A 17,310-nucleotide genomic window follows, 5' to 3' on the forward strand; every position below is an offset into this window, starting at 1 on the left:
CACGCAGATGCGAGGCATTAAATCGCCATCCCGTGTGATTTTCATCACGCCCTTGGATGGCCCCCCCTGATAATCGGGGCTAGATTGCGGCCCAATTGAAAGGGCAGGCTGATGCAGGACGAACCACAACAGGACGACGCGCTGGGCAATGATGATGCGCATCTGGACGCACCGCGCCGCGATCTGTTGAAAGTGGCTGCGATCGGCACCGGTGTGGTGGCCACGGGTGCCGCCGTCTGGCCGCTGGTCAATCAGATGAACCCCTCTGCCGATGTGCTGGCCGAAGCGAAGATCCGCGTCGATATCAGCGCCGTTCAGCGCGGCGAGCAGATCACCGTCCTATGGCAGGGCCGCCCCGTCTTTATCCGCGCCCGCACCGATGCGGAAATCGCACGCGCGCGCGCTGACCACCCCGATCAGCTACCCGACGGCCTTGCCCGCAACGCGAACCTTGATCCGAACGCCCCCGCCGATGACGCGAACCGCGCGCTCTCGCCTGATGGGATCTGGCTGGTGCAGATGGGCGTCTGTACCCATCTGGGCTGTGTGCCTGTGGGCCAGTCCGGCGATTACGATGGCTGGTTCTGCCCCTGCCACGGCTCGCATTACGACACGGCCGGCCGCATCCGCAAAGGCCCCGCGCCGCGCAACCTTCCGGTACCGCGCGCTATTTTCATCGACGATACAACGATCGAGCTGGGCTGATGCAGGACGGGCGCGATAATTGGCAACCCCGCAGCCGCCTTGGTCGCTGGTTTGAATCCCGCCTGCCGGTGATCGGCTTTGGCCGGCGGTTCATGCTGACACCGACGCCGCGCAACCTGAACTGGATGTGGATCTGGGGCATGGTGCTGGTGTTCACGCTGGTGATGCAGATGGCGACCGGCCTTGCGCTGGCCATGCATTACGTGCCGCATGTCGATCTGGCCTTTGCCAGTGTCGAACATATCATGCGCGATGTGCGCGGCGGCGCGGTGATCCGCTATATCCATATGAACGGCGCTTCGCTGTTCTTTCTGGCGGTCTATTTCCACGTCTTTCGCAGCCTGTTCTATGGCAGCTATCGCGCCCCGCGCGAGGTGACTTGGGTCATCGGCATCCTGCTTTACGCTCTGATGATGGCGACGGCTTTCATGGGTTATGTGCTGCCATGGGGGCAGATGTCGCTGCATGGCACATCGGTCATCACCAGCCTGTTCGGCGCCATCCCGTTCGTGGGCGAGGGGGTCCAAAGCTGGCTGCTGGGTGGCAGCGCCGTCGGCCAGCCGGTGCTGAACCGCTTTTACGCGCTGCATTACCTGTTTCCGGTGCTGATGGTGGCGCTGGTTGCGCTGCATGTCTGGTCGTTCCACCACACCGGCAACAGCAATCCCAGCGGCGTGCCCGTCCGCGACCGCCGCGATACGCTGCCGTTTTGGCCCTATTTCGTGATGAAAGACCTGTTCGCGCTGGCAGTGGTGCTGGTCGGCTTTTTCGCGCTGGTGGGCTTTGCGCCGAATGTCCTCGGCCATCCGGTGAATTACGAACCTGCAAATCCGCTGGTCACCCCCACGCATATCGTGCCCGAATGGTACTTCCTGCCGTTCTATGCGGTGCTGCGCGCCTTTACATCCGACCTGTGGCTGGTGCGGCTGCTGCATTGGGGCAGCGGCGGCGCGGTCGATGCGACGCTGATGGGGGGGCTGGCGATGCTGGGCTTTGGCGTGGTGCTGATGCTGGCGCCGTGGCTGGATCGCGGGCGTGCGATCTCGGGGCGCTATCGTCCCATGCAGCGGATCGCCTTTTGGCTTCTGGTCGCGGATTTTGCGCTGCTGACTTGGGTCGGGGCCATGCCGCCCACCGGTCTCTATCCGACCATCGCGCTATGGGCGACGGCCTATTGGTTCGCCTATTTCCTGATCCTCTTGCCGCTGTCGCCGCTGCTGGAACGCGTGCGCCGCGCCCCCCAGAGTGTTGCCGCCGATTTCGCCCGCCGCCACAACCTGCCGGAGGATGCAGAGTGAAGCGCCTCGCCCTTGCCCTGATGCTGCTGCCCGGCCTTGCTGCGGCCGAGGTCACCGATTTCTCGTTCTCGTTTGACGGCCCGTTTGGCAGCTATGACCGCAACCAATTGCAGCGCGGCTTGCAGGTCTACACGCAGGTCTGCGCCAATTGCCACGGGTTGGAATATGTCGCCTTTCGCAGCCTTGCGGATGTGGGGGGGGCCGCGCTGAGCGAAGATCAGACCCGCGCCTATGCCGCCGGGGTCGAGGTGCCGGACGGCGCAGGCGGCTTTCGCACCGGCATCCCTACCGACTATTTCCTGCAAAGCGCCGAGGAACATGCGCCCGACCTGTCGCTGATGGCCAAGGCCCGCACCGGCCACGCAGGGTTCGAACGGCTGTGGCGCGGCATGGGCGGCGCCGATTACATCGCATCCTATATTGCGGGCTATCGCGAGGCCCCCGCCTGCGCGCCTGCGGACTTTCCCGGCTTTTACAACATCGCCTTTGAAAGCGGTGGTTTCCCGCCCGCATGCCGCGACGGCGATGGCAATCCTACCGTGCCCGGCAGTTGGACGCAGATGGAGCCGCCGCTGATCGGCGATGACGTCACCTATGAGGACGGCACACCCGCGACCCTGACCCAAGAGGCGCAGGACATCGCCGCCTTTCTGATGTGGACGGCCGAGCCAAAGCAGGACCAGCGCAAGACATTCGGCCTGACCGCGGTCGGCTTTCTGGCAGTGCTGGCGTGGCTGCTGTTCATGGTGAACCGCCAGATCTGGGCCCCCTACAGGCCCAGCCGCGCCGCAAAGGATGAGGATTGGTAATCGCCTAGGTAATCCCGCAAAGCAGGATGCGGATCGCTGATCGCCTCCGGCACAGCGCGCGGGGCATGGGCCATGCCACCCGCGACCAGCACCAGATCGTCGGCGATCTGCACGGCATCCTTGGGATCATGCGTCACCATCAACAGCGTCTGCCCCGCGCCGCGCAGGGTCTGGGCGGTCAGCTCCAGCATCTCCACGCGCTGGGCGGGGCCGAGCGCCGAAAACGGCTCGTCCATCAGCACCAGCGGGCGGCCTTCCAGCAATAGGCGCGCCAGCGCCGCGCGGCTTTGCTGCCCGCCGGATAACTGCCCCGGCTTGCGCGCGGACAGGCCGGAAAGGCCGACCTGCGCCAAAGCGTTTTCGATCTGTGCCCGCTCATCGGCGGTGGGCCGCAGCGCGGGGCGCAGCGCGAGGGTCAGGTTTTGCAACACGCTCAGATGCGGGAACAGGTTGTTGTCCTGAAACAGGATGCTGATCGGGCGGCCTTCGGGCGCGCGCGGTGTCAGATCCGCGCCCTCCCACAGGATGCGGCCCGATTGCGCCGCCCAGAACCCCGCGATCACCGACAGCAGCGTCGATTTCCCGCCGCCTGACGGCCCGATCACCGCCGCAAACCGCCCGCGCGCCAGCGTCCAGTCTGCCGAAAGGGCAAAGGCATCTTGCCGAATATTCAACTGGTCAAGTTGCAGCATTCCCGCGCCCCCATTGGTCGAACAGCCAAAACAGGCCAAAGCTGAGGATCACCAGCACCAGACCCACGCCCGCCGCCGCCTCGGTGCGATAGGCGCCCAGCAGGCGCTGCATCAGCAGGGGCAGGGTGGCCTGACCCTCGGCCGCGAAAAAGACGATTGCCCCAAGATCGCCCATCGCCATCGCAGCGGTCAACCCCGCCGCAAAGCCGATCTGGCGGCGCATCCGCGGCAGATAGACGATCCACAGGCGCGCCAAAATAGGCAGGCGCAGCGCCGCCGCCAGTCGGTCATACTCCGCGCGCGCCTGATCTGCGGCGGGGGACAATATGCGCAGCGCAAAGGGCAGCGCCATCAGCGTATTCGCCACCATCGTCACCCCCAGCGCGGCATCTTGCGGTCGCACGAGTCCGCGCAGCAGCAAAAACGCCCCCGCGCCCAGCACCAGCGAGGAACTGGCCAGCGGCACTGCCAGCGCCAACCCGCGCCCGATCCGCCCGCCCAGCAATGCCATCGGCACGGCGATCAGCAGCACCATTGCCACCGCCCCCAATGCAACCGTGACGGAGACCAGCGCTGATGCCCAAACGGTCGCTGGCAGACTACTCAAGCCCATCGCGCCCCGCACCAGCACCGCGCCCAGCGGCAGCAACAGAAACACGGCCATCAACCCGATGGCCACGCCGTCGAACAAACGACTGCCGCCGCCCAATGCAATGCTGCGGCCCAGCCCCGCGCCAAAGCTGGCCGGCCTTGCGATCAGCCCCGCAACACCCGCCGCAACCGCGCAAAGCCCGTATTGCACCAGCGCCAGCCGCGCGGCGCGGGCAAGGTCGAAATCGAACAGCACCGCTTGATAAATCGCCAGTTCCAGCGTCGTTGCGCGCGGCCCGCCGCCCAAGGTGATCGCAACCGCAAAGCTCGTGAGGCAGACCAGAAAGATCAGCACCAGCGCACCGGGCACAACCTCGCGCAGCATCGGCCATTCCAGCACGCGAAACTGCGGCGCGCGCAGCGATCGCGCCAGACGCACGCGTTCGGCCGGAATGCTCTGCCAGCCCTGCAAGATCAGCCGCACCGCCAGCGGCAGGTTGAAAAACACATGCGCCAACACGACGCCGTGCAGCCCGTAAATGGAAAACGGTGGCAGTCCCAGTGCCGCGAGCCCGCTGTTCAGCAGCCCACCGCGCCCGAAAATCGTCAAAATCCCCAGCACCGCCACCAGCACCGGCAGCAAGAACGGCGCGCCCAGCAGCGAGATCAACAGGCCTCGCCCCGGAAAGCTGCGCCGCGCCAATGCGCGCGCCACAGGAATCGCAAGGCCGACCGAGAAGACCGCCGATAAAAACGCCTGCCAGATGGTAAAGCGGATGGCCTGCCAATCAGCGGCAGACAGCGCGCCCGGCCCCACGGCCGCGCGCGCCACCGCCCAAAGGGGCAGCAGGCAAAGGGCAGCGACCGCTGCCCCCAGCCCAAGGTTTATTGCGACAGCGCGTCGCGCCATTCGTCAACCGCCGCCGAACGCAGGGCCTGCGCCTCGTCCGGGGACAGCAGCAAGCTGACCTCGGGTTGCAGCAGCGTGCTCCACCCCTCGCCAAGGCCGCCTTCGGGCATGACGGCGGGATACATCCAGTTCGTTTCGGGGATCGCGGATTGAAACGCAGGCGTCAGCATGAAGCGCAGGAACTGATCCGCAAGCGCGGGCTGATCGCTGCCCGCGAGCTTGCCGGCAACCTCGACCTGCATGTAATGCCCCTCAGAAAACGGCAGGGCGCGCAGCGAATGATCGTTGTCCACCACGATATTATAGGCGGGCGAGGTGGAATAGGACAGCACCAGATCGGCCTCGCCCTCAAGGAACAGGCCCCAGCCTTCGGACCAGCCGGGCGTCACGGTCACGATATTATCCGCAAGATCGGCCCAGATCTGGCCCGCCTCATCGCCGTAAGCCGCCTTGACCCACATCAGCAGCCCAAGGCCGGGCGTGGACGAACGCGGGTCCATGATGATCACGGACGCGTCCGAATCCGCAAGCGCGCGGAAGGATGCGGGCGCAGGGCCACCCTCGCGCCCGATCAGGGCGAAATGGCTCCAGTCATAGGGCAGGAAGGTGGGGTCATCCCACGCGATCGGCAGATCGACATCGGGCGTCACGCCGTGCGGCGCAAACAGGCCGGTCGCCACTGCGCTGGCGGTCAGATTGGTGTCTAGCCCCAGCAGGATATCGGCATCCGATGTGCCGCCCTCCATCTGCAGCCGCGCCAGCAGCGCCGCCCCATCGCCAGCGGCGACGAAATCGACGGTGCAGGCGCATTCGGCCTCGAACGCGGCCTTTACCGCCGGGCCGGGGCCCCATTCGCTGGTGAAACTGTCATAGGTATAGATGGTCAGCACAGGCGTATCGGCAAGGGCAACCCCCGCCGTGATGATAAGTCCTGCGCTGGCCAGTGCTGCGGTCTTCCGCATGGCTGGTTCCTTTCGAAAAGCGCCGGACGGAAAGATGACGTTGGCCGCGAAACCGCGTGCCTTGACCATTCCCTCCGCCGGTATGAGCCGGTTCAGGTTCAACGGGTTCGACAGGCCTTCGCCCGCATCTCAGCCCCAAAACAGGGACACCCCGAGGTGCCGTAAACACTAGCGCAAGCGTGATGGCGCGCAAGCCCTTTCATCGGGTTACACTTTCCCCTAAGTCTGACCCTAACATCTGCAAAGGGGGGAAATAGGCATGAGCCTGAATACATTTGGTCACCTGTTCCGCTTTACCACCTGGGGTGAAAGCCACGGGCCGGCGCTGGGCGCTGTCGTGGACGGCTGCCCGCCCGGCATTGCGGTCGACGAGGCGCTGCTGCAGCATTGGCTGGACAAGCGCAAACCCGGCCAGAACCGCAACACCACCCAGCGGCAAGAGGCCGATGCGGTCGAGATCCTGTCCGGCGTGTTCGAGGGCAAGACCACCGGCACCCCGATCCAACTGCTGATCCGCAACACCGACCAGCGCTCGAAAGATTATGGCGATATCGCCCAGAGCTTTCGTCCCGGTCACGCCGATATCACCTATCACCAGAAATACGGCATCCGCGATTATCGCGGTGGTGGACGCTCTTCCGCGCGCGAGACTGCGGCGCGCGTCGCCGCTGGCGGTATCGCCCGCGAGGTGCTGAAGGCGCTGGCACCGCAGGTCAAAATCACCGGTTATATGGTGCAGATGGGCACACGCTCCATTGACCGCAGCCGCTTTGACTGGGACGAAATCGGCCGCAATGATTTCTGGTGCCCCGATGCCGAAACCGCCGTGCTGTGGAACGACACGCTGGATCACCTGCGCCGCAAGGACCACGATTCCGTCGGTGCCATGATCGAGGTTGTGGCACAGGGCGTGCCCGTCGGCCTTGGCGCGCCAATCTATGGCAAGCTCGACAGCGATCTGGCCAGCGCCATGATGTCGATCAACGCCGTCAAAGGGGTCGAGATCGGCGAAGGCATGGCTGCCGCCGCCCTGCGCGGCAGCGAGAATGCGGACGAGATTTATTACGAGGATGGCGATATCCGCTACAGCTCGAACCATGCGGGGGGGATCTTGGGCGGGATTTCCACGGGGCAGGACATTGTGCTGCGTTTCGCGGTCAAGCCGACCTCGTCGATCCTGACGCCGCGCCAGTCGATCCGCACCGATGGCACGCCGCTCGAGGTCATCACCAAGGGCCGCCACGACCCCTGCGTCGGTATCCGCGCCGTGCCCGTGGCCGAGGCGATGATGGCCCTTGTGTTGGCCGACCACCTGCTGCTGGATCGCGGTCAGACCGGCGGCATTCGCGGTCAGATCGGTTAACAAAAAAGGCCGCCCCTCGGGGCGGCCTTTTCATATCGAACAGGTCTGACGCTTAGGCGTTGACCGAGTCCTTCAGCGCCTTGGCGACGGTGACCTTGACGGCTTTGTCGGCGGGCTTCTCATGGCTTTCGTTGGTGCGCGGGTTGCGCACAACGCGGGCCGGACGCTCGCGGCAATAGAACTTGCCGACGCCGGGCAGGGTTACAGCGCCACCAGCGGCGACTTCGTCGGTGATGATCTTGCCCAGCGCTTCGATTGCTGCGCCTGCGGCTTTCTTGTCGGTGCCGGTCGCTTCAGCAAGAGCCGCAACAAGCTGGGTCTTGGTCATCTGGTTTGCCATGTCGTTCTCCTGTAACGTTGCCGCGCATCTCGGATTTTGCGAATGTTAACGCCGAAACACGCGGTTTGCTTCGGTAGCTGCACTATGAAATGCGAGGCTTTGCAAGTCCTTTTGCGGCTGGTTTACGCGAATTCACAGGAAAGCTGTCTCATCAAAGCTGCGCAACTTGCGCGAATGCATACGTTCTAGCGGCATATCGCGCAAAAGCTCCATGGCGCGCAGACCGATTTGCAAATGCCGGGCGACCTGCGTTTTGTAGAAATCCGACGCCATGCCGGGCAGCTTCAATTCGCCGTGCAGCGGCTTGTCGGATACGCATAGCAGGGTGCCGTAAGGGACGCGAAAGCGAAAGCCATTGGCGGCAATCGTGGCGCTTTCCATATCCAGCGCGACGGCGCGCGATTGCGACAAACGTTGCACCGGCCCGCGCGGGTCTGAGAGTTCCCAATTGCGGTTGTCGATGGATGCGATGGTGCCAGTGCGCATGATGCGTTTCAGCTCGTAGCCGCTCAGTTCGGTGACCTCCTCGACCGCATGTTCCAATGCGACCTGAATCTCGGCCAGCGCGGGGATCGGCACCCACGGCGGCAGGTCGTCATCCAGCACGTGATCCTCGCGCAGGTAAGCATGACCCAGCACGAAATCGCCAAGGTTCTGCGAATTGCGCAGGCCCGCGCAATGCCCAACCATGATCCAGGCGTGTGGGCGCAGCACGGCGATATGATCCGTCGCCGTTTTCGCATTCGACGGCCCGACCCCGATATTCACCAGCGTCACCCCGCCGCCATCGGCGCGGGTCAGGTGATAGGCGGGCATTTGCGGCATCTTGGCGGGCGCAGGCAGCGGCGCGTCAGGCGCGGTAATGGTGACATTGCCCGGCCCGACAAACGCGGTATAGCCGCTGGCTGGGTCTGCCAGCATATGGCGGGCATGGGCCTCGAATTCCTCGACATAGAACTGATAGTTTGTGAACAGCACAAAGTTCTGGAAATGGCGCGGGTTCGTGGCGGTGTAATGGGCAAGGCGCGCCAGCGAATAGTCGATGCGCTGCGCGGTAAAGGTCGCCAGCGGCGCCGCGCCATCGGGATAGCGGAAATGCAGCCCATTCGCGATATCGTCATTCGTCGTCGCCAGATCCGGCACATCGAACACATCGCGTAGCACGAAATCCAGCGCGCCTTCTTGCGGGATGGTCACGCCGTCATCGCCCGCGACGGCGAAATGGACGGGCATCGGGGTCGAGGACACCCCAATCGTCACCGGCACCTGATGGTTGCGCATCAGAATGCCGATCTGCTGCATCAGATAGTTTTGATACAGATCGGGGCGCGTGATCGTGGTGGCATAGGTGCCGGGCTCGGCCACATGGCCAAAGGATAGGCGCGAATCCGTGCGGGCGTAACTATCTGTTGTGACGCGAATTTCTGGGTAATAGGCGCGCACGCGGCCAGCGGGGCGGCCCTTGGTCAGTGCCTCCAGAAAGGCGCTGCGCAAAAAGCCCGTGGCCTCGGCATATAGCTTTTGCAGATGGGCGACAGCCGCGCCGGGGTCGATGAAGCTTTCATGTGGGGCGGCGGGGGGCGTGATCAATTTCATTCACTCACCAGCAAGTCGGTAATTTCAAAACGCGTCACATCGACGATACCCAGATCGGAAATCCTGATCTCGGGGATCACCACCAGCGCCAGCAGCGAATGCTGCATATAGGCATTGTTCAGCGTGCAGCCGGTGTCCGCCATCGCCTGCATCAGGCGTTCTGCGGCGGCGGCCACTTCGACGGCGGGACGATCGGACATCAGCCCCGCGATGGGCAGCGGCACCAGCGCGCGCTCTTCGCCCTCGGCCCATAGGGTGATGCCGCCCCCGACCTCATGCAGGCGGTTCGCAGCGGCGGCCATCATTTTGCGACAGGTGCCCACCACAATCATATGGTGGCTGTCATGCGCCACGGTCGAGGCCAGCGCCATCTTGCCCCGATAGCCAAAGCCCGAGACAAAGCCGTTCACCACTTTGCCGGTGGCCTGATGCCGCTCGACCAGCGCGATTTGCGCCACGTCCTGCGCCTGATCGGGCATGACGCGGCCGTCCTGCACCTGCAGATCGAATGTCAGCGCCTTTGTCGGGGCCTGATTTTCCACAACGCCAATGACGCGGGCGGTGGCGGTATTGGCACCCTCGGGCGCGTGGACGGTAAAGGCGGTGTGTTCCAGCGCCTGCATATTCACCGTCTGGCGGGCGCGGTCTGGCCAGTCGTAATGCGGGCAATTCACCAGCAACCGGCCACCCTCGGCCACTTTCACGCCGCGGGCAAAGACCACCTCGATCGGCAGCGCGCTGAGGTCGGATGTCAGGATCATATCCGCGCGCCGACCGGGGGTGATCGAGCCGACCTCGCGTTCCAGCCCGAAATGCGTCGCGGTGTTGATCGTCGCCATTTGCAGCGCCACCAGCGGATCGGCACCGCAGGCGATGGCGTGGCGCAAAGCGCGGTTCATATGCCCCTCGTTCACCAGCGTGCCGGAATGGCAATCGTCGGTGCACAGGATAAAGCCGCGCGGGTCGAGGCCTTTTTCCGTGATCGCCGTGATCTGGCTTTCCACATCATACCAGGCCGAGCCCAGCCGCAGCATGGCGCGCATCCCCTGACGGACGCGGGCGATGGCATCGGCCTCGCGCGTGCCTTCGTGGTCATCGGCGGGGCCGCCCGCGACATAGGCGTGAAAGGCATTGTCCAGCACCGGGCTGGCGAAATGGCCGCCGACGGTCTTGCCCGCATCCATCGTCGCGGCAATCTCGGCCAGCATCTTGGGGTCGCCATGTGCCACACCGGGGTAGTTCATCATCTCGCCCAGACCGATGATACCGGGCCAATGCATCGCTTCGGCCACGTCTTCGGGGGTGATCTCGTATCCCGTGGTCTCAAGGCCGGGGGCCGATGGCGCGCAGCTGGGCATCTGGGTAAAGATATTGATCGGCTGCGCCATCGCCTCGTCATGCATCATCCGCACGCCGTCCAGCCCCAGCACATTCGCGATCTCATGGGGGTCGGTGAACATGGTGGTGGTGCCGTGCGGGATGACGGCGGCGGCGAATTCGGCGGGGATCAGCATCCCCGATTCAATATGCATATGCCCGTCGCACAGGCCCGGGATCAGATAGCGCCCGCCCGCATCGACCACATTTGTCGCAGCGCCGATGCAATGGCTGGCATCCGGCCCGACATAGGCAAAGCGGCCCGCGATCACGGCGACATCCCAGCCCTCCATCACCTCGCGGCTGTGGACGCTGACGACTTTTGCGCCGCGAATGACCAGATCAGCGGGCGCGCGCCCTGCGGCCACCGCGACAAGCTGCGGCAGAACCTTGGCCCATGATTGCAATCCAGACATGCGTCACCCCTTACGAATCTTTCTCGCAGTTGACCCATGAATGGCCCCCTTGACCAGCCCCCCGATCTTGCGCCCACGCGCTTTGCTGCATAATTCGGGGGTGATCTGATACGAGGCGCCCTTGGACGATATCTATTCCCCCCCGCAGGACCCGCTGGTCATCCTGCATCAGGATCACGAGATCGTCGTGGTGGACAAGCCGTCCGGCCTGCTGTCGGTGCCGGGCAAGGGCGAGCATCTGGCCGATTGCCTGATCGCCCGCGTGCAGCGCGTCTTTCCCACTGCGCTGTTGGTGCACCGGCTGGATCGCGACACCTCGGGCGTCATGGTCTTTGCCCTGACCCCCCATGCGCAGCGCCATCTGGGTCTGCAATTCGAAAACCGCCAGACCAAAAAGATCTATATCGCCCGCGTTTGGGGCGAGGTTGCGGCGCCCGAAGGCCATATCGACCTGCCGCTGATCGTCGACTGGCCGAACCGGCCGCTGCAAATGGTGGACCATGAAAATGGCCGCCCCGCGCAGACTGACTGGAAACGGGTCAGGACGGGCGGCGGCGAAAGCCGGATGCGGCTGATGCCGAAAACCGGCCGCTCGCATCAATTGCGGGTGCATATGCTTGAGATCGGCCATCCGATCCTTGGCGATCCGTTTTATGCGACGGGGCCCGCGCGTGATTTCCCGCGCCTGATGCTGCATTCGGAAACGCTGCAATTGCGCCACCCCGATGGCGGGCGCACCCTGCGTTTCACGGCCAAAGCGCCGTTCTGACATGATGAGGGCGCCCGTAGGCGCCCTTTTTAACCCTTCATGCTGTCCCAGAAGTTTTTGACAGCGCTGAAGAAATTCGTGCTTTCGGGGTTGTTGCGCGCCTCGCCCAGCTTGTCGAATTCGCGCAGCAGTTCCTTTTGCTTGGCGGACAGGTTGACCGGAGTCTCGACCGCAAGTTCAATGAACATATCGCCGAACTCTTTGCTGCGCAGGGCGGGCATACCCTTGCCGCGCAGACGCATCTGACGCCCGTTCTGGCTGCCCTCGGGGATCTTGACCCGCGATTTGCCACCATCAATCGTCGGCACCTCGATATCGCCGCCCAAAGCCGCTGTCGCCATCGACACCGGCACACGGCAATACAGATGCAGCCCGTCGCGCTGGAACAGCTCGTGGTCGCGCACCTCGATAAAGATGAACAGATCGCCCGCAGGGCCGCCGCGCATACCAGCCTCGCCCTCGCCCGAGAGGCGAATGCGGGTGCCGGTTTCAACGCCTGCCGGAATATTCACCGACAGTTGCTTTTCACGCTCGACCCGGCCCGCGCCGTGGCAGACCGAACAGGGGTTCTTGATGATCTGGCCCAGGCCGTTACAGGTCGGGCAAGCGCGCTCGACCGTGAAAAAGCCCTGCTGCGCCCGCACCTTACCCATGCCGCCACAGGTGGGGCAGGTGACAGGTTCAGACCCATCCTCGGCGCCCGATCCATGGCAATGGCCGCAGGACACGGATGTCGGCACGGTGATCGTCTTATGCGTGCCCGCAAAGGCCTCGCCCAAGGTGATCCGCATATTATAGCGCAGATCCGAGCCGCGCTGCGCGCGTTGCCGCCCGCCGCCGCCCGAACGGCCACCAAAATCGCCGAACAGATCCTCGAATATATCCGAGAAGGCGCCAAATCCGCCTGCGCCCGCATTGCCGCGCGCACCGCCGCCGCCGCCCATTCCGCCCTCGAATGCGGCATGGCCAAAGCGGTCGTAGGCCGCCTTTTTATCTTCGTCCTTTAGAACGTCATAGGCTTCATTAGCCTCTTTGAACTGTTCTTCGGCGTTAGGGTTGTCTTTGTTCCGGTCGGGGTGCAGCTCTTTGGCCTTGGTGCGATAGGCCTTTTTAATCTCATCGGCGCCGGCCCCACGGGAAACGCCCAGCACCTCGTAATAATCACGTTTTGCCATCGGCTATGTCTCCAGGGCAAAATTCGGGCCGACCCTAGGGCCGGCCCTTTGACAGTCTCGCGGCGCTTAGCGACGCGGGTTTTCGCCCAGATCCTCGAAATCGGCATCGAGGATGTCGTCATCGCCTTTGTTGCCAGCATCCCCCTTGGGCGCGTCGCCCTCGGCTTCGGCCTGCTGCGACTTGTAGATCGCCTCGCCCAGACGCATCGAGGCTTCGGTCACGTTCTGGATGCCCGCGCGGATCTTATCCGCGTTGTCATTCTCCAGCTCGTCCTTCAGCGCTGCGATGGCCAGCTCGATCACTTCGATGGTCGAGGGGTCAACTTTGTCGCCGTGATCCACGACCGACTTTTCGGTCGAATGGATCAGGCTTTCAGCCTGGTTGCGCACTTCGACCATTTCGCGGCGGGCCTTGTCGGCATCGGCGTTGGCTTCGGCGTCTTTGATCATCTGCTCGATATCGGCATCCGACAGACCGCCCGAGGCTTGGATCGTGATACGGTGCTCTTTGCCCGTGCCCTTATCCTTGGCCGAAACCGAGACGATGCCGTTGGCGTCGATGTCGAAGGTCACCTCGATCTGGGGCATACCGCGCGGTGCGGGCGGGATGTTTTCCAGGTTGAACTGGCCCAGCATCTTGTTGTCCGCGGCCATTTCACGCTCGCCTTGGAAGACGCGGATGGTCACGGCGTTCTGGTTGTCCTCGGCGGTCGAGAAGACTTGGCTCTTCTTGGTCGGGATCGTTGTGTTGCGGTCGATCAGACGGGTGAACACGCCGCCCAGAGTCTCGATCCCCAAGGACAGCGGGGTCACGTCCAGCAGGACAACGTCTTTCACGTCGCCTTGCAGAACGCCGGCCTGAATGGCCGCGCCCAGTGCCACAACTTCGTCGGGGTTCACGCCCTTATGGGGCTCTTTGCCGAAGAATTTCGTCACTTCTTCAATGACTTTGGGCATACGGGTCATACCGCCGACCAGAACCACTTCGTCGATCTCGCCTTTGGACACGCCCGCGTCTTTCAACGCGTCGGCACAGGGCTTCATCGACTTTTTGATCAGGTCTTCGACCAGGCTTTCCAGTTTGGAACGCGTCAGCTTGACCACCAAGTGCAGCGGCTGGCCGTTGGTACCCATCGAGATGAACGGCTGGTTGATTTCGGTCTGTTGGGCCGAGGACAGCTCGATCTTGGCCTTTTCAGCGGCTTCTTTCAGACGCTGCAGGGCCATTTTGTCCTTGGTCAGGTCAACGCCGTTCTCTTTTTTGAACTCTTCGGCCAGGAACTGAACGATGCGCATGTCAAAGTCTTCGCCGCCCAGGAACGTGTCCCCGTTGGTCGATTTCACTTCGAACAGGCCGTCGTCGATTTCCAGAATGGTCACGTCGAACGTGCCGCCGCCAAGGTCATAAACGGCGATGGTCTTGGTGCCCGATTTATCAAGGCCATAGGCCAGCGCTGCGGCAGTCGGCTCGTTGATGATGCGCAGCACTTCAAGACCGGCGATTTTGCCGGCGTCTTTGGTGGCCTGACGCTGGGCGTCGTTAAAGTAGGCCGGCACGGTGATGACGGCTTGGGTCACGGTCTCGCCCAGATAGTTCTCGGCGGTTTCTTTCATCTTTTGCAGGATGATGGCCGAGACTTGGGCGGGCGAGTATTTCTCGCCGCGGGTTTCGACCCATGCATCGCCATTGCCACCGTTGACGATGGCATAGGGCACAAGGTGCTTGTCCTTGGTCACAGCCGCATCGTCGACGCGGCGGCCGATCAGGCGCTTGACGGCGAAGACGGTATTTTCGGGGTTGGTAACAGCTTGGCGCTTGGCGGCTTGCCCGACCAGTCGCTCACCTTCGGTGAAGCCGACGATCGAGGGCGTGGTCCGCGCGCCTTCGGCATTCTCGATCACACGGGGCTGCGATCCGTCCATGATGGCGACGCAGCTGTTCGTGGTTCCAAGGTCGATGCCAATGACTTTCGACATATTTCAAATCCCTTTCCAACAGGCGGTTTGAGCGGCCAAGGCCCCAAAGGCACCCCAGCCGGTTCGTAACAGTTACGGCATTTGGGTATAAAACCCCTTGCCGGATCACGGGCTATATAGGGAGGGCGAGAGGCCCCTGCAACTGTCCCATCACGCGCGGCCTTGCTGTTTTTGCACGAACCGCCAGCAATTGCCTAAAGCCCCAGCACATCCATCATGTCATAGGCGCCGGGTTCTTTGTTCTGCCCCCATAGTGCGGCTTTCAGCGCGCCGCGGGCGAAGATTGCCCGGTCAGTGGCCAAATGGCGCAGGACGATCCGCTCGCCATTGGCGGCAAAAATCACGTCATGCTCGCCCACGACATCGCCCCCGCGCACGGACGCAAAGCCGATATGGCCCCGCTCGCGCGCGCCAGTGATCCCATCGCGGCCCCGGTCAGAGACCGCGTCCAGATCCACGCCGCGCCCCGCCGCCGCCGCTTCGCCCAGCATCAAGGCGGTGCCCGATGGCGCGTCGACCTTGTTGCGGTGATGCGCCTCGACGATCTCGATGTCGAAATCGGCATCCAGCGCGGCGGCGACCTGCTGGGTCAGCTTGACCAGCAGGTTCACCCCAAGGCTGGTATTTCCGGCCCGCACGGCGACGCAATGGCGCGTGGCGGCGAGCAGCTTTTGGATATGCGCGGGTTCAAAGCCGGTGGTGCCGATGACATGCACCGCGCGGGCCTGCGCGGCAAGTTCGGCGAATTCCACACTGGCCTCGGGGCTGGTGAAATCCAGCACGCCTTGCGCCTTTGCAAAGGCTGCGACCGCATCATCGCTGACAGTGACACCAATCGGCTGCCCGCCCAGCATGGTGCCGACATCCTGTCCGATCCACGGGCTGCCCACCCGCACCAGCGCGCCCACAAGGCGGCATTTGCTTGACGCCAATACTTCGCGCAGCAGCATCTGCCCCATGCGCCCCGATGCGCCTGTGACGACAATCCCCGGCAGTTCCATCATCTTCCCCGTTCTGAATTCCGCGCGACTTTAGGCGGGCTGCGCGCCAAAGGCAAAGGCACGCTTGGCTTTCACCGGCCAAACCCTTATTTGACAGCTATGAGCAAGAACCGTTTTCCCAATGACCCTGCCTTCAACGGCCCCTCGCAGCGCCAATTGCGCGTGGGCGAGCTGATCCGCCGCACGCTGTCCAGCGTTTTGCAGCGTGGCGAAGTGCATGACCCCGAATTGCAACGCACCTCGATCACCGTGGGCGAAGTGCGCACCTCGCCCGACCTCAAGGTCGCGACCGCCTATGTCCTGCCTTTGGGCGGCGGCAATGCCGATCTGGTCCTGGCCGCGCTGCGCCGCAATAAATCCGAGATCCGCCACATGATCGGCCATGGCATGACGCTAAAGTTCGTGCCCGATCTGCGGTTCGAAATTGACCGCACCTTTGATCGCATGGACGAGACGCGCCGCCTGTTCGAAAACGATCACGTCCGTCAGGATGTGGCTGCAGATCAGCAAGACGATGACGCGGAAAAAGACGCCTAAACTGTTGCGCTGGCTGGCCTTCCTGTTCGGTCTTTGGGCCGCGCCGGTTGCCGCCGCCAATTGCCGGGCCATGACGTTTGACGGTGCGGATTACACGATCTGCACCGTCGATATGCAGACGGATGATCTGCGCCTGTTCCTCAATGACAAGGACGGCAAGCCCTATGGCCATTTCGCGGCGATCGAGACCGCGCTGGGCCGTCCGCTGGCCTTTGCGATGAATGCGGGCATGTATCACGCCGACCGCCGCCCTGTGGGATTGTATATCGAAGAGGGCGACCAGCAGGCCGGTATCGTCACATCCGCAGGCCCCGGCAATTTCGGCATGCTGCCCAATGGCGTCTTTTGCGTGCAGCAGGGCAGCGCCCGCGTGATCGAATCGCGCCGCTTTGCCGATGATCCGCCGACCTGCCGCTTTGCCACGCAATCGGGGCCGATGCTGGTGATCGATGGTGCGCTGCACCCCCGGTTTTTGCCCGACAGCACCTCGCGCAATATCCGCAACGGGGTGGGCACATCCGATGACGGGCGCACGGCGACCTTTGCCATCTCGCGCCAGCCGGTGACCTTCCACCAGTTCGGGCGGCTGTTCCGCGACGGCCTTGGGATCAATCAGGCGCTGTATTTGGATGGCCGCGTCTCGCGCCTTTGGGCGCCCGAGATTGGCCGCCGTGATGGCGGCGTCGCGATGGGGCCTGTGCTGGGCGTTGTCGGCAGCCAACCCTCTGCGGGCGGTTGACCCGCGCAGGGCAGGGGGATAAGCGCCGCGAAGGTTTAAAAACAGGGTCTTTT

At 63.5% G+C, this 17,310-nt stretch carries 16 protein-coding genes and 1 riboswitch; of the genes, 7 read left to right on the top strand and 9 right to left on the bottom strand.

The window, feature by feature from the left end; translation table 11 throughout:
- Positions 1-111: 111 nt before the first annotated feature.
- Genes petA through KVU_RS12200 form a run of 3 tightly spaced genes read left to right on the top strand, consistent with a single transcriptional unit; the run spans position 112 to position 2,812 of the window.
- Complete coding sequence (gene petA / locus KVU_RS12190) at positions 112-705, top strand: ubiquinol-cytochrome c reductase iron-sulfur subunit (protein WP_013385546.1); 594 nt, start codon at positions 112-114, stop codon at positions 703-705.
- Entirely contained in the window at positions 705-2,003 is a 1,299-nt protein-coding gene (locus KVU_RS12195; RefSeq protein WP_060486228.1) for a cytochrome b, read from the top strand. Before petA ends, KVU_RS12195 begins: the two co-directional genes overlap by 1 nt.
- Complete coding sequence (locus KVU_RS12200; RefSeq protein WP_013385549.1) at positions 2,000-2,812, top strand: cytochrome c1; 813 nt, start codon at positions 2,000-2,002, stop codon at positions 2,810-2,812. The genes KVU_RS12195 and KVU_RS12200 overlap by 4 nt, the downstream gene beginning before the upstream one ends.
- On the opposite strand, the gene KVU_RS12205 is transcribed toward KVU_RS12200, so the two are convergent.
- The 3 genes from KVU_RS12205 to thiB are packed head-to-tail and all read right to left on the bottom strand — an operon-like array spanning position 2,773 to position 5,967.
- A complete protein-coding gene (locus KVU_RS12205) occupies positions 2,773-3,504 on the bottom strand; it encodes a thiamine ABC transporter ATP-binding protein (protein WP_014538066.1) in 732 nt (243 codons plus the stop codon). The two genes, KVU_RS12200 and KVU_RS12205, sit on opposite strands and share 40 nt — an antisense overlap.
- On the bottom strand, positions 3,491-5,005 hold the full coding sequence (locus KVU_RS12210; RefSeq protein WP_013385552.1) for a thiamine/thiamine pyrophosphate ABC transporter permease ThiP: 1,515 nt from the start codon (positions 5,003-5,005) through the stop codon (positions 3,491-3,493). The genes KVU_RS12205 and KVU_RS12210 overlap by 14 nt, the downstream gene beginning before the upstream one ends.
- On the bottom strand, positions 4,981-5,967 hold the full coding sequence (gene thiB, locus KVU_RS12215) for a thiamine ABC transporter substrate binding subunit (RefSeq protein ID WP_013385553.1): 987 nt from the start codon (positions 5,965-5,967) through the stop codon (positions 4,981-4,983). The genes KVU_RS12210 and thiB overlap by 25 nt, the downstream gene beginning before the upstream one ends.
- Before the next feature lie 51 nt (positions 5,968-6,018).
- Positions 6,019-6,131, bottom strand: a riboswitch (TPP riboswitch).
- Between the two features lie 95 nt (positions 6,132-6,226).
- On the opposite strand from thiB, the gene aroC reads away from it, so the two are divergent.
- Complete coding sequence (gene aroC / locus KVU_RS12220; protein WP_013385554.1) at positions 6,227-7,330, top strand: chorismate synthase; 1,104 nt, start codon at positions 6,227-6,229, stop codon at positions 7,328-7,330.
- Between the two features lie 52 nt (positions 7,331-7,382).
- On the opposite strand, the gene KVU_RS12225 is transcribed toward aroC, so the two are convergent.
- From KVU_RS12225 to KVU_RS12235, 3 genes are all read right to left on the bottom strand, one after another.
- Positions 7,383-7,670 (bottom strand): HU family DNA-binding protein, encoded by a 288-nt coding sequence (locus tag KVU_RS12225; protein ID WP_013385555.1) that lies wholly within the window; start codon positions 7,668-7,670, stop codon positions 7,383-7,385.
- Positions 7,671-7,802: 132 nt separating this feature from the next.
- Positions 7,803-9,266: an AMP nucleosidase gene (locus KVU_RS12230; RefSeq protein WP_014538069.1), complete on the bottom strand. Its 1,464-nt coding sequence runs from the start codon at positions 9,264-9,266 to the stop codon at positions 7,803-7,805.
- Positions 9,263-11,059: an adenine deaminase gene (locus KVU_RS12235; protein WP_013385557.1), complete on the bottom strand. Its 1,797-nt coding sequence runs from the start codon at positions 11,057-11,059 to the stop codon at positions 9,263-9,265. The genes KVU_RS12230 and KVU_RS12235 overlap by 4 nt, the downstream gene beginning before the upstream one ends.
- A 121-nt stretch (positions 11,060-11,180) precedes the next feature.
- Between KVU_RS12235 and KVU_RS12240 the strand changes: the two genes are divergently transcribed.
- A complete protein-coding gene (locus KVU_RS12240; RefSeq protein ID WP_013385558.1) occupies positions 11,181-11,828 on the top strand; it encodes a pseudouridine synthase in 648 nt (215 codons plus the stop codon).
- A gap of 29 nt (positions 11,829-11,857) precedes the next feature.
- Here KVU_RS12240 and dnaJ read toward each other — a convergent pair whose 3' ends face one another.
- The 3 genes from dnaJ to dapB all read right to left on the bottom strand — a co-directional run bounded on the left by dnaJ (position 11,858) and on the right by dapB (position 15,984).
- Positions 11,858-13,003 (bottom strand): molecular chaperone DnaJ, encoded by a 1,146-nt coding sequence (dnaJ, locus tag KVU_RS12245; protein ID WP_060486229.1) that lies wholly within the window; start codon positions 13,001-13,003, stop codon positions 11,858-11,860.
- A 66-nt stretch (positions 13,004-13,069) separates the two neighbouring features.
- Positions 13,070-14,980 (bottom strand): molecular chaperone DnaK, encoded by a 1,911-nt coding sequence (dnaK, locus tag KVU_RS12250; protein ID WP_013385560.1) that lies wholly within the window; start codon positions 14,978-14,980, stop codon positions 13,070-13,072.
- 194 nt (positions 14,981-15,174) lie between these two features.
- The gene (dapB, locus tag KVU_RS12255; RefSeq protein WP_044008093.1) at positions 15,175-15,984 is read right to left on the bottom strand and encodes a 4-hydroxy-tetrahydrodipicolinate reductase; all 810 of its coding nucleotides are present in this window, start codon (positions 15,982-15,984) and stop codon (positions 15,175-15,177) included.
- Between the two features lie 96 nt (positions 15,985-16,080).
- Between dapB and rbfA the strand changes: the two genes are divergently transcribed.
- Together rbfA and KVU_RS12265 are read left to right on the top strand one after the other, a co-directional pair.
- Complete coding sequence (gene rbfA / locus KVU_RS12260) at positions 16,081-16,518, top strand: 30S ribosome-binding factor RbfA (protein ID WP_013385562.1); 438 nt, start codon at positions 16,081-16,083, stop codon at positions 16,516-16,518.
- Entirely contained in the window at positions 16,496-17,257 is a 762-nt protein-coding gene (locus KVU_RS12265) for a phosphodiester glycosidase family protein (RefSeq protein ID WP_236953112.1), read from the top strand. Before rbfA ends, KVU_RS12265 begins: the two co-directional genes overlap by 23 nt.
- The last annotated feature ends 53 nt before the right edge of the window (positions 17,258-17,310 follow it).

Source organism: Ketogulonicigenium vulgare WSH-001, assembly GCF_000223375.1.
Lineage (GTDB): Bacteria > Pseudomonadota > Alphaproteobacteria > Rhodobacterales > Rhodobacteraceae > Ketogulonicigenium > Ketogulonicigenium vulgare.

What these genes read in the sequence shown, in the direction of transcription:
- petA (WP_013385546.1), top strand. Translation starts at nt 112, where the DNA reads ATGCAGGACGAACCACAACAGGACGACGCGCTGGGCAATGATGATGCG.
- KVU_RS12195 (WP_060486228.1), top strand. Translation starts at nt 705, where the DNA reads ATGCAGGACGGGCGCGATAATTGGCAACCCCGCAGCCGCCTTGGTCGC.
- KVU_RS12205 (WP_014538066.1), bottom strand. Translation starts at nt 3,504, where the DNA reads ATGCTGCAACTTGACCAGTTGAATATTCGGCAAGATGCCTTTGCCCTT.
- KVU_RS12210 (WP_013385552.1), bottom strand. Translation starts at nt 5,005, where the DNA reads ATGGCGCGACGCGCTGTCGCAATAAACCTTGGGCTGGGGGCAGCGGTC.
- thiB (WP_013385553.1), bottom strand. Translation starts at nt 5,967, where the DNA reads ATGCGGAAGACCGCAGCACTGGCCAGCGCAGGACTTATCATCACGGCG.
- aroC (WP_013385554.1), top strand. Translation starts at nt 6,227, where the DNA reads ATGAGCCTGAATACATTTGGTCACCTGTTCCGCTTTACCACCTGGGGT.
- KVU_RS12225 (WP_013385555.1), bottom strand. Translation starts at nt 7,670, where the DNA reads ATGGCAAACCAGATGACCAAGACCCAGCTTGTTGCGGCTCTTGCTGAA.
- KVU_RS12230 (WP_014538069.1), bottom strand. Translation starts at nt 9,266, where the DNA reads ATGAAATTGATCACGCCCCCCGCCGCCCCACATGAAAGCTTCATCGAC.
- KVU_RS12235 (WP_013385557.1), bottom strand. Translation starts at nt 11,059, where the DNA reads ATGTCTGGATTGCAATCATGGGCCAAGGTTCTGCCGCAGCTTGTCGCG.
- dnaJ (WP_060486229.1), bottom strand. Translation starts at nt 13,003, where the DNA reads ATGGCAAAACGTGATTATTACGAGGTGCTGGGCGTTTCCCGTGGGGCC.
- dnaK (WP_013385560.1), bottom strand. Translation starts at nt 14,980, where the DNA reads ATGTCGAAAGTCATTGGCATCGACCTTGGAACCACGAACAGCTGCGTC.
- dapB (WP_044008093.1), bottom strand. Translation starts at nt 15,984, where the DNA reads ATGATGGAACTGCCGGGGATTGTCGTCACAGGCGCATCGGGGCGCATG.
- rbfA (WP_013385562.1), top strand. Translation starts at nt 16,081, where the DNA reads ATGAGCAAGAACCGTTTTCCCAATGACCCTGCCTTCAACGGCCCCTCG.
- KVU_RS12265 (WP_236953112.1), top strand. Translation starts at nt 16,496, where the DNA reads ATGACGCGGAAAAAGACGCCTAAACTGTTGCGCTGGCTGGCCTTCCTG.